The sequence below is a fragment of the Aeromonas sp. 130281 genome (assembly GCF_056642115.1).
Genome location: NZ_JBWVQS010000006.1, coordinates 59,426 through 75,500 on the forward strand (window position 1 = coordinate 59,426; position 16,075 = coordinate 75,500).

Below are 16,075 nucleotides of genomic sequence, written 5' to 3' on the forward strand. Positions count from 1 at the left end.
CCACCAGGGCCACCAACCGGGAAGCACTCAACAACAAAATGAGCTCCAAATGAATGAATACCGTATCCACCCGGAAGCCGCCGCTTTTCTTGGAAATGGCCTAATCGCAGCAGGGCCGCACGGCAAGGCCACTACCACCAGCCAGAAGATCGCCAAGGTGTTCGGCAAGCAGCACAGCCATATCTTGCGCTTGATTCAGGGTATCAAGTGTTCGGATGACTTCCGCCAATCCAATTTTGGACGGGCAGAATATATCGACCAACAAGGCAAGCCGCGCCCTTTGTATCTGGTAACGAAAGACGGACTGGTGATGTTGGCCGGTCGCTTCAATACCAAGGCGTCCGCCGCGCTGGTGGAACGGTACATCAGCGCCTTTAACCAGATGGCCACCCATATCGCCACCCTGCCCGGCCTCAAGGCAATGATGGATGAACACACCAAGCAGGAGCGGGCCAGCGTGGCAGATGGCAGTGACGCCGGGCGTCGTCTGGCAGCCCGCAAGAAGGCCAAGCGCGACCTGGCAAAGCAGGAGAAGGCGATAGCCGGGGCTGCCCAAATGGTGTTTGAAGGCATGGGGTTTGACGCTCCCAAGGTTCGCGCCCTGATCGCCACCAGCGAGAAGGGGGGAGCATGAGCCGAGCCCGCAACATCAAGCCCGCCTTCTTTGCCAATGAGGAGTTGGGGGAGTGCTCCCCCTTGGCCCGCCTGCTGTTCATCGGCTTGTGGACGCTGGCCGATTTCAAGGGCGATCTGGAGTGGCGCCCCAAGCGAATCAAAGCTCAGCTGCTCCCCTACGACCAATGCGAGGTTGAGGCCCTGGTAAGTGAGCTGGTGGCCGCCGAGCTGGTGAAGAGGTATACGGCAGGGGGTCTGGAGTGCCTTTCCGTCTGCAACTTCGTCAAGCACCAGAACCCCCACAAAAACGAGAAGGAGAAAGGGAGCAGCATCCCCGCCTGGGATGGAGTCACGCAAGCTGTTGATTCACAAGCACTCACGATTAATCGCGATAAATCTGGAGTAATTGTGAACACTCCAGAGCAAAACGAGAGCGTTCCTGCTGATTCCCTCTTACTGATTCCTGATCCTTTATCCCTGAAACCTGATACCACCGCCGCAATAATGTCGGCGGAAAAGAGTCCGGCGCCTGGCAAGCCAGTCACCCCCGCGAAGAATGGGAAACGTTGGGCAGAGGGGGAGGAAGTGCCTAGGGAGTGGAAGCTGGAGGCCTTCGAGAAACACGGCCTGGACAAGGCGGTTATCCAGAAGGAGGCGGAGGCTTTTGCCAACTACTGGATGGCCAAGGCTGGCAAGGATGCGACCAAGGTCAACTGGCAGGCTACCTGGCGCAACTGGATTGCTAGGGCTGCCGAGAAGGTGGGCATCAATGGCAAGCACTGGCAGCAGTACCAGACGGCCCAAGAACGCCGCAACGAAGCGAATGACAGCATGATGGGAGAGTTTATGGCCCGCTTTACACAGCAGCCCGACCCGTTCGCGATCACCACCGAATACAGTGGCTGCACAGCAGGAGAAACATATGAACATGAATAACCCGATTGAAGCCCATAAATTCGGTCAGGCACACAACGCCCTGATGGACTCATTCCCGAACATGAGGGGAGATCAGGGGTTCATGGCTGCTTGTGCTCGTTGTCTAGCACCCTTCCCGATAGAGGTGGTGCTAACCACGTATCACGAGGCGGCCACCAGCTCCCGGTTTGCGGAATGGCAACTGAACGCACCCAAGCTGGTGAAGCTGGCCGAGGAGATCGCGGCTCTGGATAGCCACATGTCAGCAGAAGGCTATGCCCACGCCTGGTTCGCCTTTATCCGGGCCAAGGTCGCCGATATGCGGGCCCAAGGGCACACCTCGCTCAAGTCCCGCTATGATGCTCAAGCCGTCCAAGCCGTGGCTGACTGCGGCGGGCTGGTGGGTATCCTCAAGGGGGATGGAGATGCTCCAGAGGTTCGCTTTGTGAAAGCGTACTGCAAATTGGAGCAGCAGTATCAGGATGGACCCAGTCGCCCGCTCAAGGAAGGTGAAGACCCGAAGGCCCCCAGTTCACCCCGTCGCGGTCGGGTACTTAAACCCCGCCAGCTTGCAGCCTCTGTCGCCGTCAGTGAGGCACAAATCGAGCTTGGATACCAAGGCAGTAGGCGGGATGTGGCCGGGCTTATGAGTAGACGGTCGAGGCCATAAGCTAGGGTGGAAAATTAGTCGTCGGCTAGTGGCTCCTTGAATAGTGCTATTTGTACTGATGCCCTCAATCGTCAGGTTTTGTTGCGAAATATGCAGCACCTAGTCGTATGTGTCATCAAAAAATGTAACGTTTCCAACAGCATTATCTACGGTTTGTTGTAGCGATTTGGATGATCTCTGCCTGTAGTCATTCATCCAGGAAGCAACATGACAACAGAATTTGATGCCTGGACCCGCTCAGTTGTGGCCCACCAGCGCCAGTCCAACATCGACGTTTTCATCGAACGAACTAAAGCCCGTTGGCCTGTATTAGCTTGTAAGGCTCCGAATGAAGCATGTTAACCTGATGATAACCTTTTCAGCTTGTATCCCGTTCCCGACCTTGCCTAAGGCACTGCCTTGTCACCAGCTCTCAAAGTTGTCTGACAGCATTATAGGGGCCCTGCTGAAATCATCTTTCCTGGGTTACTTGAGGGGACGCCTTTCGTCTCCAACATCCGGCAAGGCGAGCCGCCTGATAAAAGCGAATAAGGCTCGGCGGGCTACAGGCGAGAGCAGACGGAGCATGGTTACCGCTCTGGTTGAGTGTGTGAGTGGCCTCCTTCTACATGTGTGCGCCGGAGGGCTGGTGTCTTAGGGCTGCTGATGCTGATCTGTGCAGATTAGCCGGGTTCGAGAATAACTCGCAAAACACGCGCGACTCGCTCCTCGATAGATAGATCACCCTCAAGGCGTAGTACCGGACACGGCCGCTGAGCGAGCCATGACTCGTGTTTTGCAAGGCTGCGGCCTTCAGAGGGACCACTGTCATACTCGGAAGCCCACTTAATAAAAGCTTCGTTTACCTTGCCATAGCACTCAAGTTCCCGCCTGCGGAGACGCTCTACGCGGAGTTCAGCAGACAGATACAAGAACACGATTAGCGTGAACGAGTTTTCGATTTCAGAACCCCAGTCTACGATTGAGCCAGACAAAATGACGCCCGGAACTGCGTGGAGTTCCTGGTGTAGAAGGTTAAATCGGTATTTGGGATCGCGTTTTTGCTTGAAGGGGGGAGAGGTGGGAAGCCAATAGAAGTTGTCCGCATCAAGGTGAGGCAGTCCGAGCGAACTTGCCAGAGCCTCGCCGAGAGTTGTCGTCCCACTGCCCGAAGCGCCTGTTATGAGAATGTGCATGGTCCGCGATGCCTAACAATTAGTGTTTATTCGCGTGGGTATATTAGATGGCCTAGTGTTGTTGACCCGGTGGCCCGTATGGTGGCCCTTTGGATTAGATTGCAAGATGGCTTGGCACTGTGATGGCGCCAAGCCCTTGTTTTATATGGTGCCGGAAACAGGAGTCGAACCTGCGACCTTCGCATTACGAATGCGCTGCTCTACCAACTGAGCTACACCGGCTTGTCCCTAGATTCCCGAAAATGTGCAGGCAAGTCAATGAGCCAGAACTGTTTTTATGAGCCTGCTCATGGAGTTACGGGCGCACCTCAGAGATCGACGAATTCCGGAATGTGGGCGCGGCCACGGCTCTCGAGAAACGCGAGCAGGGCGCGGGGGGAGCGGGCCAGGATCCGCTCCTCGGGGAAGCCGGCTTCGGTCACCAGCCGGTGGCAGTGGTCGAAATCCCCCAGGCTGAAGGCCACGTGGGAGTCTGAGCCGAAGGTGAGATAGGCACCGAGGTCGCGTGCCGCCTCGACGATGGCGCGGCAGTTGCCTTCACTGCCCGGACGGGAGTGACTGAAGGAGGAGTTGTTGATCTCCAGCGCCACCCGGTATTCGGCGGCGGCCCTGACCACGGCCTGGATGTCGATGGGAAAAGCCGGGTTGCCCGGGTGGCTTATCATGTCGACCCGGCCGCTCTTGATGGCGTTGATCATGGCCTGGGTATGGGTTGCCTGATCGCAGGGAGGAAACACGGGTTCATGGAAGCCGGCCATGATCATGTCGAGGCGCGACTCGTAGCGTTCGGGGAAGTCGATTTCGCCGTCTATGTTTTTGATGTTGGCCTCGATGCCGCGCAGTATGCCGACCCCGTCCACCACCCGCGGCAGGACGTGCAGGTTGACGAAGTGCCAGAAGTGAGGGGCATCGGCCATGTCGGGGCCGTGATCCGTGGTGGCGAACAGCTTGATCCCCTTGGCCCTGGCAATGGGCAGGTAATCGTGAATGGTGCTGTAGGCATGGGTGCTGGCGACGGTGTGCGTGTGGGTATCGACCGTATACTTCATCTTCTCTCCCCTCTGGCATGAGGCGCCAGCATAGCAAAATTGGCGGACTCGGGCCATGTGGCGGCCTGCCATACTTTGTCACAAATTACGCCAGGACTGACAAAGTCTGACCACCTTTGTCTGCGAGCATAGCCCCATCGATGCAAGCCTGAACTCTCATCGATGAGTCGAAACTGGATGATTCGACTCACTTTTCCCCACCGTCGCCCCTGCGACGGTTTTTTTTCGCCCGCAATCTTCGCCGCCATCCGGATAAAAAAATGCCCAACTAGCATGGCGCAAGTTGGGCGAGACTTAATGTTTAATTGCAGTGGCATAGATATAGAGTCCGGCCTGGCCGCTAAGTTCCCATCTTGTTCCCGCTTTTTTGGTTGAAAACATTTCGCCAACACCTGTTCACATTCTCTTGACATGACTGGGCGTGAAACGTACTTTTTAAACATTCGTTTAAGTGAGGTGTCCAGTGAGTAAAATCGATACCAAAAACCGTATTCTCGATGCCGCCGAGGTGCTGTTTGCCGAGCGGGGATTCGCCGATACCTCGTTGCGTCTGATCACCAGCGAGGCAGATGTGAACCTGGCCTCGGTCAACTACCACTTCGGCTCCAAAAAGGAGCTGATCCAGGCGGTGCTCGATCGTTACCTGAGTATCTTCATGCCGGCGCTGGATGCGCGGCTGCAGACCCTGATGGTGCAGGAGCAGCTGACCCTGCTGCAGGTGTTCGAGAGCTTCGTCGATCCCCTGATGAAGCTGGTGGCGGTGCGGGCCAACGGCCCGGCGCTCTTCATGCAGTTGCTGGGGCGCGGTTACATCGACAGTCAGGGCCACCTGCGCCGTTTCATCACCACCCACTATGGGGCGACCCTGCACGGGATCACCCAGGCGATTTCCAAGGCCAACCCGGCCCTGTCGCCGGCGGATCTGTTCTGGCGCCTGCACTTCACCCTGGGCACAGTCGTGTTCACCATGGCTTCCGCCGATGCCCTGCGTGACATCGCCCAGGCCGATTTTGGCCAGCAGCTCGATGTGGAAGGGCTGGTGCGCAACGTTATTCCTTATCTGGCGTCCGGTGTCGGGGCGCCCGTGGAGTCGACCAGGCTCTCCCTGGCCGTGTAACACCTAACAATAATCAACGGAAACAGTGAAATAGAAGGAACTTCGGTATGATCACATTGCTTGTCCTGCTGGTGCTGGCGATAGCCGTGGTGCTCGGCGTGCCCGCCATCCGTAAAAAGGTGGTAACCCGTCCCGTGTTCGGCATCTTCAAGAAGATACTGCCGCCCTTGTCGGCCACCGAGCGGGAGGCCATGGAGGCCGGCTCCGTCTGGTGGGATGGCGAGCTGTTTCGCGGCAACCCGGACTGGAAGAAACTGCATGGTTACGGCAAGGCGACCCTGAGCGCCGAGGAGCAGGCCTTTATCGACAATCAGGTCGAGACCCTGCTCGCCATGGTGGACGACTTCAAGATCGTCAACGAGACCAAGGACCTGCCCGAGCCGGTCTGGGACTATCTGAAGAAGGAAGGCTTCTTCGCCCTGATCATCCCGAAATCCTATGGCGGCCGCGAGTTCTCGGCCATTGCCAACTCCACCATAGTCACTCGCATCGCCACCAAGAGCCTGAGCGTGGCGGTCACCGTCATGGTGCCCAACTCCCTGGGCCCGGGTGAGCTGCTGATGCACTACGGCACCCAGGCCCAGAAGGACTTCTGGTTGCCGGGGCTGGCCAACGGCAAGGAAGTACCCTGCTTCGCCCTGACCGGTCCGGAAGCGGGCTCGGATGCGGGCGCCATCCCGGACAAGGGGATCGTCTGCAAGGGCATGTACAAGGGGGAGGAGGTCCTCGGGCTTCGCCTGAACTGGAACAAGCGCTACATCACCCTGGCGCCCCGCGCCACCGTGCTGGGTCTGGCGTTCAAGATGTACGATCCGGACAAGTTGCTGGGTGACAAGGAAGAGATCGGCATCACCTGTGCCCTGATCCCCACCAACCACCCGGGTGTGCGGGTCGGCGATCGCCACTACCCCATGGGGCTGGCGTTCCTGAATGGTCCGACCTTCGGCAAGGATGTGTTCATTCCGCTCGACTGGATCATCGGTGGCCCTGAATACGCCGGCCGCGGCTGGCGCATGCTGGTGGAGTGCCTCTCCGCCGGGCGCGGCATCTCGTTGCCTGCCCTGGGCACCGCCTGCGGTCATATGGCGAGCCGCACCGTGGGCGCCTACTCCTATGTGCGCAAACAGTTCGGCATGTCCATCGGCAAGTTCGAAGGGGTGCAGGAGGCGCTGGCTCGCATCGGCGGCCTCACCTATCAGCTGGAAGGGGCACGTCGCATGACGGCAGGTTCCCTGGACTTGGGTCAGGCGCCCGCCATCGTCACCGCGATTTCCAAGTACCACATGACCGAAATGGCGCGCCAGATCATGGATGACTCCATGGACATCCACGCCGGTCGCGCCATCCAGCTCGGCCCGAAAAACTACACCGGCTACGCCTACATGGGCATTCCGGTCGCCATCACGGTGGAGGGGGCCAACATCCTGACCCGCAACCTGATGATCTTCGGGCAGGGTGCCACTCGCTGCCACCCCTACGTGTTTGCCGAGCTGGAAGCGGCCGCCGACACCGACGTGGAGCGCGGCCTCGAGAAGTTTGACGCCCTGTTGATGAAGCACATCGCGTTCGGCACCGGCAACTTCTTCGGCGCCCTGTTCCAGGGGCTGACCCTGGGGCAGTTCAACAATGCCCCCGTGGGAGGGGAAACCGCCCGCTACTACAAGCAGCTCTCTCGCATGAGCAAGGGGCTGGCCCTGTGCGCCGATGTCTCCATGCTGATGCTGGGTGGCGATCTCAAGCGCAAGGAGATGATCTCCGCCCGTCTGGGTGACGTGCTGAGCCACCTCTATCTGGCCTCCGCCACCCTCAAGCACTACGAGGATCAGGGCCGCATGGTCTCGGATCTGCCGTTCGTGCAGTACGCGGTAGAGCGCAACCTCTATCTGATTGGCAAGGCGTTCGAGGGCTTCTTCCAGAACTTCCCGAACAAGGTGGTGGGCGCCGTGCTCAAACGGGTGGTGTTCCCGTTCGGCGTGGGCTACAAGATGCCGGCAGACGAGCGTTGCCACGCCATCTGTCTGGCCATGATGACGCCGGGGGAGTTCCGCGACCGCCTGACCGCGCTCTGCTACGTGGGCAAGGATGACGCTGACCCTGTCGGTCTGATGGAGCGCGCCTTCCAGGCCATGGTGGCGGTGCAGCCCATCGAGAAGAAGCTGGTGCAGGCCCAGAAAGAGGGCAAGCTGCCCCGCAAGATGGCCCTACCGGAGCTGGTGGCCGCGGCCCTGTCCCAGTCCATCCTCGGCAAGGAGGAGGCCGACAAGCTGCTGGCCGCCGATGCCCTGCGCTACGAGGCGATCCAGGTGGACAACTTCGCCCCGGGCGAGCTGGAAGGCCTGTCTCAACCGAACCCGGTCGTGCACGCCGCCTGACCCCGAGAGTGAACCGACAACCGGCCCATGTGGCCGGTTTTTTTGTTTGTTAACCAGGCATTTACAACCTCGATTAATTCCAGTTAAATGCAATGGCCCCCACCCTTGGGGCAGGAAGCAAGGCCAGCGGAATGGCCCACAACAACAAACTCAGGAAGAGTGAATGAACCTCGCCAAAACGGCGATCGAACGCCCCATCTGGGTGGCGGTCTCGGTCGTGCTGATTTTTTTGCTGGGCCTGCTCAGCATCCGGGGACTGCCAGTCCAGCTGTTTCCCGACATTGACCGTCCTCACCTCAACATCTCGGTGGACTGGCGCTCGGCCTCGCCCCAGGAGATGGAGTCGGAGATAACCGACCCCATCGAGCAGGAGATGCAGGGGGTACAGGGGCTCAAGAGCCTCACCAGCAACAGCTACCCCGGTTTCACCGAGATCGACATGGAGTTTGCCCTCGGCACCGACATGCAGCGGGCCCAGCTCGACGTCATCTCGCGCCTGAACCGGGTCTCCGGCCTGCCGGACAACATCGGCGGTCCCTACGTCAACAACTACAGCAGCAACGACACCCTGACCTTCTTCTTCATCCAGCAGTTGCCTGGCGCCAAGGGGGAAATAGACGATCACCAGGCGCTGATCGAGGCGAGGGTCAAGCCGGAACTTGAGCGCATCCCAGGGGTATCGACCGTGGAGGTGGAGGGGATCAACGAGCGCCAGATCCAGATCCGCTTCGACCCCTATCGCGCCGCCGAGCTGGGGGTGGAGATCCCCGTGCTCGCCAGCCGGGCAACCACCGACTGGGATGTCTCTGCCGGTACCCTCGACATCGGCCGCTGGGAGTACAAGCTGCGCTTCGCCGGTCGCTACGATGTGGCAACCCTGGGGGACAAGGTGGTGGACTGGCGGGACGGCCTGCCCATCTACCTGCGGGATGTGGCCGAGGTGCGGCTGGTCCGGGAGGAGAACCCTGTGCTGCGCATCCAGAACGGCAACACCGCCATCGCGGCGCAGGTCTTCAAGGAGAGCGGGGCCAATGCCCTGGCGGCGCTGGAGGGGATCAAGGCCAAGGTGGAGGAGCTCAACCGGGAGGTGCTGGAGCCGGTCGGGCTGCACATGGAGCAGTCGTTCGATGCCTCCCTCTACATCAACCGGGCGGTGGGCATGGTGACCGCGAACCTGGGGCTCGGCGTGCTGCTCTCCTGCGCTATCCTCTGGGTCTTCCTGCGCCAGCTCAAGGCGACCCTGATGATAGCGATCGCCATCCCCATCAGCATCATGCTCACCTTCTGCCTGCTCAAGGTGATGGGGCGCACCCTCAACATCATCTCCCTGGCGGGGATCGCCTTCGCCGTCGGCATGGTGCTCGATGCGGCCATCGTGGTGCTGGAGAGCATCTACCGGCGCCACGAGCGGGGGGATTTGAACAAGGCCGAGGCGGCGCTGGCGGGCACCCGGCAGGTGTGGACCGCCCTGGTGGCCTCCACCCTGACCACGGTCGCCATCTTCCTGCCGGTACTCTTGCTCAACGACGTGGAGGGGCAGCTGTTCGCAGACCTGGCGCTCACCATCGCCTGCGCCGTCACCGTCTCCATGGTGGTGGCGGTGACAGTGCTGCCGGCGGTAGCGGCGCGCTGGATGGGGTCTGAGCGGCTGGTGGATCCCTATGGCAGCCAGTGGCAGCGCATCACCCGCCACCTGATCCGCTGGACCGGCACGGCCCCCCGGCGCTGGGCCATCATCGCCCTGATGATGACGGGGCCAGTGCTGGCCAGCTGGCTGCTGCTGCCCAAGATGAACTACCTGCCGGACGTGAAACGGGACGCGGTGGATGTCTGGATGAACTTCACCCCGGGGGTCAACCTCAAGGCCCAGCGCGAAGAGGTGATCGACACCCTGATCGCCCGCCTCGATCCCTACATGAAGGGGGAGAAGGAGCCGGCCCTCAAGAACTACTACATATTGCGCTACCCGGGCGGTGCCCAGATCGGGGTGCGGCCAAAAGAGGAGAGTCAGATCAAGGCGCTGGAGCAGCTCCTGATGAAACAGCTGCTGGTGGGGATCCCCGATACCCGGGCCTTCGGCGGTCAGGGCTCCCTGTTTGGCGGCTTCGACAGCGAGAACGGCATCTCACTGCTGATCCAGGGGGGCGAGCTGCCGGCGCTCTATCAGGCGGCGCGGCAGAGCATGGTCATAGTGCAGCGGAACTTGCCGGGGGCCCAGATAAGGCCTGAGCCCGGGCTCGACTTCACCGCCCCCGAATTGCGGCTGGTGCCCCAGGACAGGCGTCTGGCCGAGGTGGGCTGGGATCGCAGCCCCATGCCCGCCATCATCCAGACCTTCGGCGACGGCCTGCGGGTCGGCGAGTATTTCGACGGGGAGGAGCGGCTCGACATCCTGCTGATGGGTCAGGCCTCCGCCAACCCGGACGAGCTGAAGGCGGTGCCGCTCGCGACGCCGTCCGGGCGCATCGTCCCCCTCGGCGAGCTGCTGCGGGTGGAGCCCGGCCTCGGGCCTGAGAGCATCTTTCGGGCCGACGGGCGGCGCAGCATCAGCCTGCAGATCACCCCGCCTGAGGGGATGAGCATGGAGCAGGTGCTGGAGACCCTGCAGACCAAGAGCTTTTCCGCCATCCGGCCGCTGCTGCCCGCCGGTGGCGAGCTGAGGGTCGCCGGCAATGCCGACAGCCTGCAGCAGGCGCTGGACAACCTGGGGAGCATCTTCCTGTTTGCGGTGATGATACTGCTCATCTTGCTGTGGGGGGTCTTCGCCTCCCTCAAGGATGCCGTGCTGGTGCTGCTCACCCTGCCGCTCGCCTCGGTGGGCGGCGTGCTGGCGCTGCACCTGAGCGGCCTCCTGGTGCCGCTGCCGATGGATCTGCTCACCATCATCGGCTTCGTCATCCTGCTGGGGCTGGTGGTCAACAACGCCATCCTGCTGGTGCACCAGACCCGCATGGCCGAGCGGGACGGCCTGAGCCGCCAGTCGGCGGTGGCCGATGCCCTGCAAAGCCGGATGAGGCCCATCGCCATGACCAGCCTCACCAGCATCTTCGGCATGCTGCCCCTGATGCTGAGCCCGAGCGAGGGGAGCGAAATCTACCGGGGGCTCGCCACCGTCATCGTCGGCGGCATGAGTTGCAGCACCCTGTTCACCCTGATCCTGTTACCCGCCTTCCTCCGTCTCGGGGAGCAGGCGGAGATCCCACAACCCCTGCGCCAGCGGGCCTGAGCAAGGAGCTTATCGATGACGCATATGTTCACAAGGATGATGGTGGGGGCCCTGCTGCTGGCAGGGGGGCTGCCCGCGCTGGCACAAGACAAGATGGTGACCCTGGCGGATGTAACCCAGGGGGAGGCGGGGGCCAGCATCTGGGTCAGCGGCACTGTGGCGAGCCGCCAGCAGGCGGCGCTCAGCGCCGAGGTGAGCGGCCGGGTGGAGTGGATTGCCGAGTTTGGCAGCCGGGTGAAGGCGGGGGACGAGCTGCTGCGCCTGGACAGCGCGATCCTGCGCCTCTCCCTGGAGCAGTCCCGGGCCGAGCAGGTGAGAGAGGGGAGCAACCTGCGCTACGCCCGCGCCGAGTTCCAGCGCCTGGATAGGTTGCACCAGCAGAAGAGTGCCTCCCAGAGCCAGTACGACAAGGCGCGCTATGACGTGGAGCAGGCGGAGCTGGCCGAGCAGCTGGCCCGGGTACAGGTGCGCCAGATCGAGGCGCAGTTGCAAAGGACCCACATCTTCGCCCCCTTCGACGGTGTGGTGAACGAGCACTTCATCCAGCCGGGGGAGCACGTGGACGCGGGCGAGCGGGCGCTGGAGCTGGTCAACCCGGCGCAGCCCGACATCCGGCTGCGGGCACCCATCGTCTGGGCCAGCCAGCTGGAAGCAAAGGCCAGGTTGCGGGTGGAAGGGGAGCAGCTCAGCGGCCACGCCGTCTATTACCAGCGGGCGGCGAGCGCCGATCCCAAGTCGCGCCTCATCGAGCTGCGGCTCAGGCCAGAGCCGGGTCGCTTCATCATAGGCTCGCCGGTGCGGGTGGCGTTGCCCCTGGGAGAGCAGCAGACCATGCTGCTGCCGCGGGATGCCCTGGTGCTCGGCACCGAGGGGAGCGTGGTCTATCAGGTGGAGCAGCGCGGCGAGGCGCTGACCGTGAACCGGGTGCCGGTCACAGTGCTGTTCGGCGACAGCCGGCAGGTGGCGGTGAGCGGCGCCCTCAAGCAGGGGGACAGGGTGGTGGTGCGCGGCGCCGGCAGCCTGCAGGACGGCGACAAGGTGGCGCTGTTTCGTGGCTGAACCGGGTTTGGCGCCATAAAAAACGGCTCCCGCGGGAGCCGTTTTTGGTGCCGGTGAAGGGAAATTACTCGACCATCATCACCTTGCAGGTGTTGGTACTGCCCACGGTTTCCATCTTGTCGCCGTGGGTCAGCAGCACCATGTCGCCGCTCTGGACCAGGCCCTTGGCCTTGAGCACGTCCAGTGCCTCGCGGCACACCTCGTAGACAGGTTTGCTCTCGTCCCCGTCGAACAGCACAGGGGTGACGCCGCGATAGAGGTTGGTCCAGGCCAGCGTCTTGTTGTGGGGGGACATGGCGAAGATCGGCAGGCCGGAGCTGATGCGGGACATCAGCAGCGGTGTGGTGCCGGACTCGGTCAGTGCCACTATCGCCTTGACCCCTTCCAGGTGGTTGGCGGCATACATGGTGGACATGGCCACGGCCTCTTCCACCGAGGTGAAGGTGTAGCTCATGCGGTGGTTGGAGACGTTCAGGCTCGGGTGCTTCTCGGCGCCCACGCAGACGCTGGCCATGGAGGTGACCGTCTCGATGGGGAACTGACCGGCGGCGGTCTCGGCGGAGAGCATCACCGCATCTGTACCGTCCAGCACGGCGTTGGCCACGTCCATGACTTCGGCACGGGTCGGCAGCGGCGCGTTGATCATCGACTCCATCATCTGGGTCGCGGTGATGACCACACGATTCAGGCGGCGGGAGTGGCGAATCAGCTTCTTCTGCACGCCCACCAGCTCGGGATCGCCTATCTCGACGCCGAGATCCCCCCGGGCCACCATCACGGCGTCGGAGCCGAGGATGATGTCTTCCATCGCCTCGTCGCTGGCGACGGTCTCGGCGCGCTCGACCTTGGCCACTATCTTGGCGTTGGAGCCGGCTTCGCGGGCCAGCTCGCGGGCGTAGCGCAGATCATCGCCGCTGCGGGGGAAGGAGACCGCCAGGTAGTCCACGTTCATGCGGGCGGCGGTCTTGATGTCTTCCTTGTCCTTCTCGGTCAGGGCCGGTGCGGAGAGACCGCCCCCTTTCTTGTTGATGCCCTTGTTGTTGGAGAGGGGGCCCGCCACCGTCACTGTGGTGTGGATGCGGGTGCCTTCGACCTGCTCGACTTTCAGTTGCACGCGGCCATCGTCCAGCAACAGGATGTCGCCGGCCACCACGTCGTTTGGCAGGCTCTTGTAGTCGATGCCGACCTGCTCCTGGCAGCCTTCGCCCTTGCCGAGGGCGGCATCGAGGATGAACTTGTCACCGATGGCGAGATAGACCTTGCCATCCTTGAAGGTGGAAACGCGGATCTTGGGGCCTTGCAGGTCCCCCATGATGGCCACATGACGGCCCAGCTTGGCGGCGATTTCACGCACCTGGTTGGCGCGCAGGATATGATCTTCAGGAGTGCCGTGAGAGAAGTTCATCCGCACCATGTCGGCCCCGGCGCGAATGATCCCCTCGAGGATGCCGTCGCGATCGGTCGCCGGACCGAGTGTGGTTACAATCTTTGTACGTCTTGGCATGAAAGACTCCGATGTGAAGTTGATATGACTTGAAATACTGCCCCGTCAAGCATGTGGCATGGCGCCTGCTTGCAGGCCATCTGAGTGGCCTTGTGTTATTAAATTACGATACTACACCAAGCCCGGTGGCATAGACAGTCGGGGGCGGACCCCCGAATGATTCAGGAATTATGCGGGGTATCAAAGCGGGATTCGCGCAAACCTTCTTTGACTTTCTTCAGGTTTTCGCGAAATTTCATGCCACGGCGCAGGGTGAAGCCGGTTGCCAGCACGTCCACCAGGGCGAGCTGGGCGATGCGCGACGCCATGGGCATGTAGACGTCGGTGTCTTCCGGCACGTCCATGGAGAGCACCAGGTTGCACTCGCGGGCCAGGGGGGAATCCTTGGCGGTCATGCCGATGACGGTGGCATCGTTTTCACGGGCCAGGGCCGCGATTTCCACCAGCGCCTTGGTGCGGCCGGTGTGGGAGATCAGTACCACCACATCCCCTTCGCTGCTGTTGATGCAGCTCATGCGCATCATGACGATGTCGTCGAAACTCACCACGGGGATGTTGAAGCGGAAGAACTTGTTCTGGGCATCGCGGGCCACGGCGGAAGAGGCGCCGAGGCCAAAGAAGCTGATCTTCTTGGACTGGGTCAGGATGTCGACGCAGCGGTTGATGGCGGAGATGTCCAGGCTGTTCTTGGCGGCATCGAGGCAGGCCATGGTGGATTCGAAGATCTTGGCGGTATAGGTGTCGGGCCCGTCTTCCGCTTCCACGTGGCGGTTCACATAGGGGGTGCCGTTGGCCAGGCTCTGGGCCAGGTGCAGCTTGAAGTCGGGGAAGCCCTTGGTATCGAGACGACGGCAGAAGCGATTGACGGTCGGTTCGCTGACATCGGCCAGCTTGGCGAGGGTGGCAATGCTGGAGTGAATGGCGGTCTGGGGCGACGCCAGGATCACTTCAGCCACCTTACGCTCTGATTTACTGAAACTTTCCAAATTGTTCGTAATTTTATCGAGGGTATTCATCATTACCACCAGGCATTTTTGTAATTTAACTTCAGTGTCTGTGCACTAAATTCACAGCTCAAGCAGGTTTCCAATCTACTTGATGACTATACAAGACAAGCGCTTATCGGAACTAATCTCGTCCCTACAAAGTATGACTCATGTCTAATTATTTCGTGCTTTTGGTTACAAACTTCCATCTGTCCCTTGAAAACGCTTACAAATGTTGCAAAGCAACAACACTGTGAGCGGGCGCACAGTTGCATTCATCCGACGCGCCGCAAGGGAAGGGGCTCGGGTAGTATTGCAACCAAATAATTATGTCGGGACGGTAAGGGCCGCCCCGAGTCGGTAACGAAGGAGTTTGTTATGCAGCATACCCATGCGCTGGTGGGCGACGTAGGCGGTACCAATGCCCGGCTGGCCCTCTGCGAGCTGGCGACCGGCGCCATTTCCCAGGCAAAGACCTATTCCGGGCTGGCCCACCCCAGCCTCGAGGCCGTGGTGCGCCTCTATCTGGAGGAGCATGGCGTCAAGGTGGGCGAGGCCTGCATCGCCATCGCCTGTCCCATCAACGGTGACTGGGTCGCCATGACCAACCACAGCTGGGAGTTCTCCATCCGCGAGATGCAGACCAACCTCGGCCTGGATCGCCTGCAGGTGATCAACGATTTCACCGCCGTCTCCATGGCGGTGCCCGTGCTCGGTGAGAGTGACCGCATCCAGCTGGGGGGCGCGGCGCCTGTGGCCGGCAAGCCCATCGCCATCTATGGCGCAGGCACCGGCCTTGGGGTGGCGCACCTGGTGCAGGCCGGCGAGCAGTGGCTCAGTCTGCCGGGGGAGGGCGGCCACGTGGACTTCGCCGCCAACACGGAAGAGGAAGATGCGGTGCTGCAGGTGATGCGTGGCGAACTGGGCCATGTGTCGGCGGAGCGTTTCCTCTCGGGCCCTGGACTGGTCAATCTCTATCGTGGCCTGGTCAAATCCGACGGCCGTGAACCCGAGCCCTTTGCCCCCAAGGACATCACAGAGCGGGCGCTGGCGGGGGATTGCCTCGATTGCCGCCGCACCCTGAGCCTGTTCTGCGTGCTCATGGGCCGCTTTGCCGGCAACCTGGCCCTCAACATGGGCACCTTCGGCGGCGTCTACATCGCCGGCGGCATAGTGCCGCGCTTCCAGGAGTTCTTCATCGGCTCAGGTTTTCGGGTCGCCTTCGAGGACAAGGGGCGCTTCAAGCCTTATCTCAAAGAGATTCCGGTGTTCCTCATCACCCATGAGGGCCCGGGGCTACTCGGGGCGGGGGCCTATCTGCGTCAGTCCCTCGGGATCCGCCTCTGAGGCGGATAAAGAATGCGCAATGGTTCAGTCCCGATTCAGT

12 protein-coding genes and 1 tRNA gene are annotated in these 16,075 nt (G+C 61.4%); 8 read left to right on the forward strand and 5 right to left on the reverse strand.

What is annotated here, in order from left to right; translation table 11 throughout:
- Window positions 1–49: 49 nt before the first annotated feature.
- The 3 genes from AC1IN8_RS15895 to AC1IN8_RS15905 are packed head-to-tail and all read left to right on the forward strand — an operon-like array spanning window position 50 to window position 2,200.
- Entirely contained in the window at window positions 50–634 is a 585-nt protein-coding gene (locus tag AC1IN8_RS15895) for a Rha family transcriptional regulator (protein ID WP_479759588.1), read from the forward strand.
- Window positions 631–1,551 carry a hypothetical protein gene (locus AC1IN8_RS15900; protein WP_479759590.1) on the forward strand — a complete coding sequence of 307 codons (921 nt, stop codon included), beginning with the start codon at window positions 631–633 and terminating at the stop codon, window positions 1,549–1,551. Before AC1IN8_RS15895 ends, AC1IN8_RS15900 begins: the two co-directional genes overlap by 4 nt.
- Window positions 1,538–2,200 carry a hypothetical protein gene (locus AC1IN8_RS15905; RefSeq protein ID WP_479759592.1) on the forward strand — a complete coding sequence of 221 codons (663 nt, stop codon included), beginning with the start codon at window positions 1,538–1,540 and terminating at the stop codon, window positions 2,198–2,200. The genes AC1IN8_RS15900 and AC1IN8_RS15905 overlap by 14 nt, the downstream gene beginning before the upstream one ends.
- A gap of 662 nt (window positions 2,201–2,862) precedes the next feature.
- Here the strand turns inward: AC1IN8_RS15905 and AC1IN8_RS15910 are convergent.
- From AC1IN8_RS15910 to AC1IN8_RS15920, 3 genes are all read right to left on the reverse strand, one after another.
- Window positions 2,863–3,375: an AAA family ATPase gene (locus tag AC1IN8_RS15910; RefSeq protein WP_479759594.1), complete on the reverse strand. Its 513-nt coding sequence runs from the start codon at window positions 3,373–3,375 to the stop codon at window positions 2,863–2,865.
- A gap of 146 nt (window positions 3,376–3,521) precedes the next feature.
- Window positions 3,522–3,597, reverse strand: a tRNA-Thr gene (locus AC1IN8_RS15915).
- A gap of 86 nt (window positions 3,598–3,683) precedes the next feature.
- On the reverse strand, window positions 3,684–4,424 hold the full coding sequence (locus AC1IN8_RS15920) for a phosphatase (RefSeq protein WP_139434773.1): 741 nt from the start codon (window positions 4,422–4,424) through the stop codon (window positions 3,684–3,686).
- Window positions 4,425–4,887: 463 nt separating this feature from the next.
- Between AC1IN8_RS15920 and psrA the strand changes: the two genes are divergently transcribed.
- The 4 genes from psrA to AC1IN8_RS15940 all read left to right on the forward strand — a co-directional run bounded on the left by psrA (window position 4,888) and on the right by AC1IN8_RS15940 (window position 12,198).
- Window positions 4,888–5,541 carry a TetR family transcriptional repressor PsrA gene (gene psrA / locus AC1IN8_RS15925; RefSeq protein ID WP_025327582.1) on the forward strand — a complete coding sequence of 218 codons (654 nt, stop codon included), beginning with the start codon at window positions 4,888–4,890 and terminating at the stop codon, window positions 5,539–5,541.
- A gap of 47 nt (window positions 5,542–5,588) precedes the next feature.
- A complete protein-coding gene (locus tag AC1IN8_RS15930; protein WP_139434776.1) occupies window positions 5,589–7,913 on the forward strand; it encodes an acyl-CoA dehydrogenase in 2,325 nt (774 codons plus the stop codon).
- A gap of 163 nt (window positions 7,914–8,076) precedes the next feature.
- Window positions 8,077–11,139 (forward strand): efflux RND transporter permease subunit, encoded by a 3,063-nt coding sequence (locus AC1IN8_RS15935; protein WP_479759597.1) that lies wholly within the window; start codon window positions 8,077–8,079, stop codon window positions 11,137–11,139.
- 15 nt (window positions 11,140–11,154) lie between these two features.
- Entirely contained in the window at window positions 11,155–12,198 is a 1,044-nt protein-coding gene (locus AC1IN8_RS15940) for an efflux RND transporter periplasmic adaptor subunit (protein WP_479759599.1), read from the forward strand.
- Between the two features lie 64 nt (window positions 12,199–12,262).
- On the opposite strand, the gene pyk is transcribed toward AC1IN8_RS15940, so the two are convergent.
- Together pyk and AC1IN8_RS15950 are read right to left on the reverse strand one after the other, a co-directional pair.
- Window positions 12,263–13,702 carry a pyruvate kinase gene (gene pyk / locus AC1IN8_RS15945; protein ID WP_139744459.1) on the reverse strand — a complete coding sequence of 480 codons (1,440 nt, stop codon included), beginning with the start codon at window positions 13,700–13,702 and terminating at the stop codon, window positions 12,263–12,265.
- Between the two features lie 161 nt (window positions 13,703–13,863).
- On the reverse strand, window positions 13,864–14,718 hold the full coding sequence (locus AC1IN8_RS15950; protein ID WP_167402227.1) for a MurR/RpiR family transcriptional regulator: 855 nt from the start codon (window positions 14,716–14,718) through the stop codon (window positions 13,864–13,866).
- Window positions 14,719–15,066: 348 nt separating this feature from the next.
- Here AC1IN8_RS15950 and glk point away from each other — a divergent pair, with 348 nt between their 5' ends.
- Complete coding sequence (gene glk / locus AC1IN8_RS15955) at window positions 15,067–16,035, forward strand: glucokinase (RefSeq protein ID WP_139434784.1); 969 nt, start codon at window positions 15,067–15,069, stop codon at window positions 16,033–16,035.
- Window positions 16,036–16,075: the final 40 nt, after the last annotated feature.

Excerpts from the sequence above, each read along its gene's own strand:
- AC1IN8_RS15895 (WP_479759588.1), top strand. The coding sequence starts at position 50 with ATGAATGAATACCGTATCCACCCGGAAGCCGCCGCTTTTCTTGGAAAT.
- AC1IN8_RS15900 (WP_479759590.1), top strand. The coding sequence starts at position 631 with ATGAGCCGAGCCCGCAACATCAAGCCCGCCTTCTTTGCCAATGAGGAG.
- AC1IN8_RS15905 (WP_479759592.1), top strand. The coding sequence starts at position 1,538 with ATGAACATGAATAACCCGATTGAAGCCCATAAATTCGGTCAGGCACAC.
- AC1IN8_RS15910 (WP_479759594.1), bottom strand. The coding sequence starts at position 3,375 with ATGCACATTCTCATAACAGGCGCTTCGGGCAGTGGGACGACAACTCTC.
- AC1IN8_RS15920 (WP_139434773.1), bottom strand. The coding sequence starts at position 4,424 with ATGAAGTATACGGTCGATACCCACACGCACACCGTCGCCAGCACCCAT.
- AC1IN8_RS15930 (WP_139434776.1), top strand. The coding sequence starts at position 5,589 with ATGATCACATTGCTTGTCCTGCTGGTGCTGGCGATAGCCGTGGTGCTC.
- AC1IN8_RS15935 (WP_479759597.1), top strand. The coding sequence starts at position 8,077 with ATGAACCTCGCCAAAACGGCGATCGAACGCCCCATCTGGGTGGCGGTC.
- AC1IN8_RS15940 (WP_479759599.1), top strand. The coding sequence starts at position 11,155 with ATGACGCATATGTTCACAAGGATGATGGTGGGGGCCCTGCTGCTGGCA.
- pyk (WP_139744459.1), bottom strand. The coding sequence starts at position 13,702 with ATGCCAAGACGTACAAAGATTGTAACCACACTCGGTCCGGCGACCGAT.
- AC1IN8_RS15950 (WP_167402227.1), bottom strand. The coding sequence starts at position 14,718 with ATGAATACCCTCGATAAAATTACGAACAATTTGGAAAGTTTCAGTAAA.
- glk (WP_139434784.1), top strand. The coding sequence starts at position 15,067 with ATGCAGCATACCCATGCGCTGGTGGGCGACGTAGGCGGTACCAATGCC.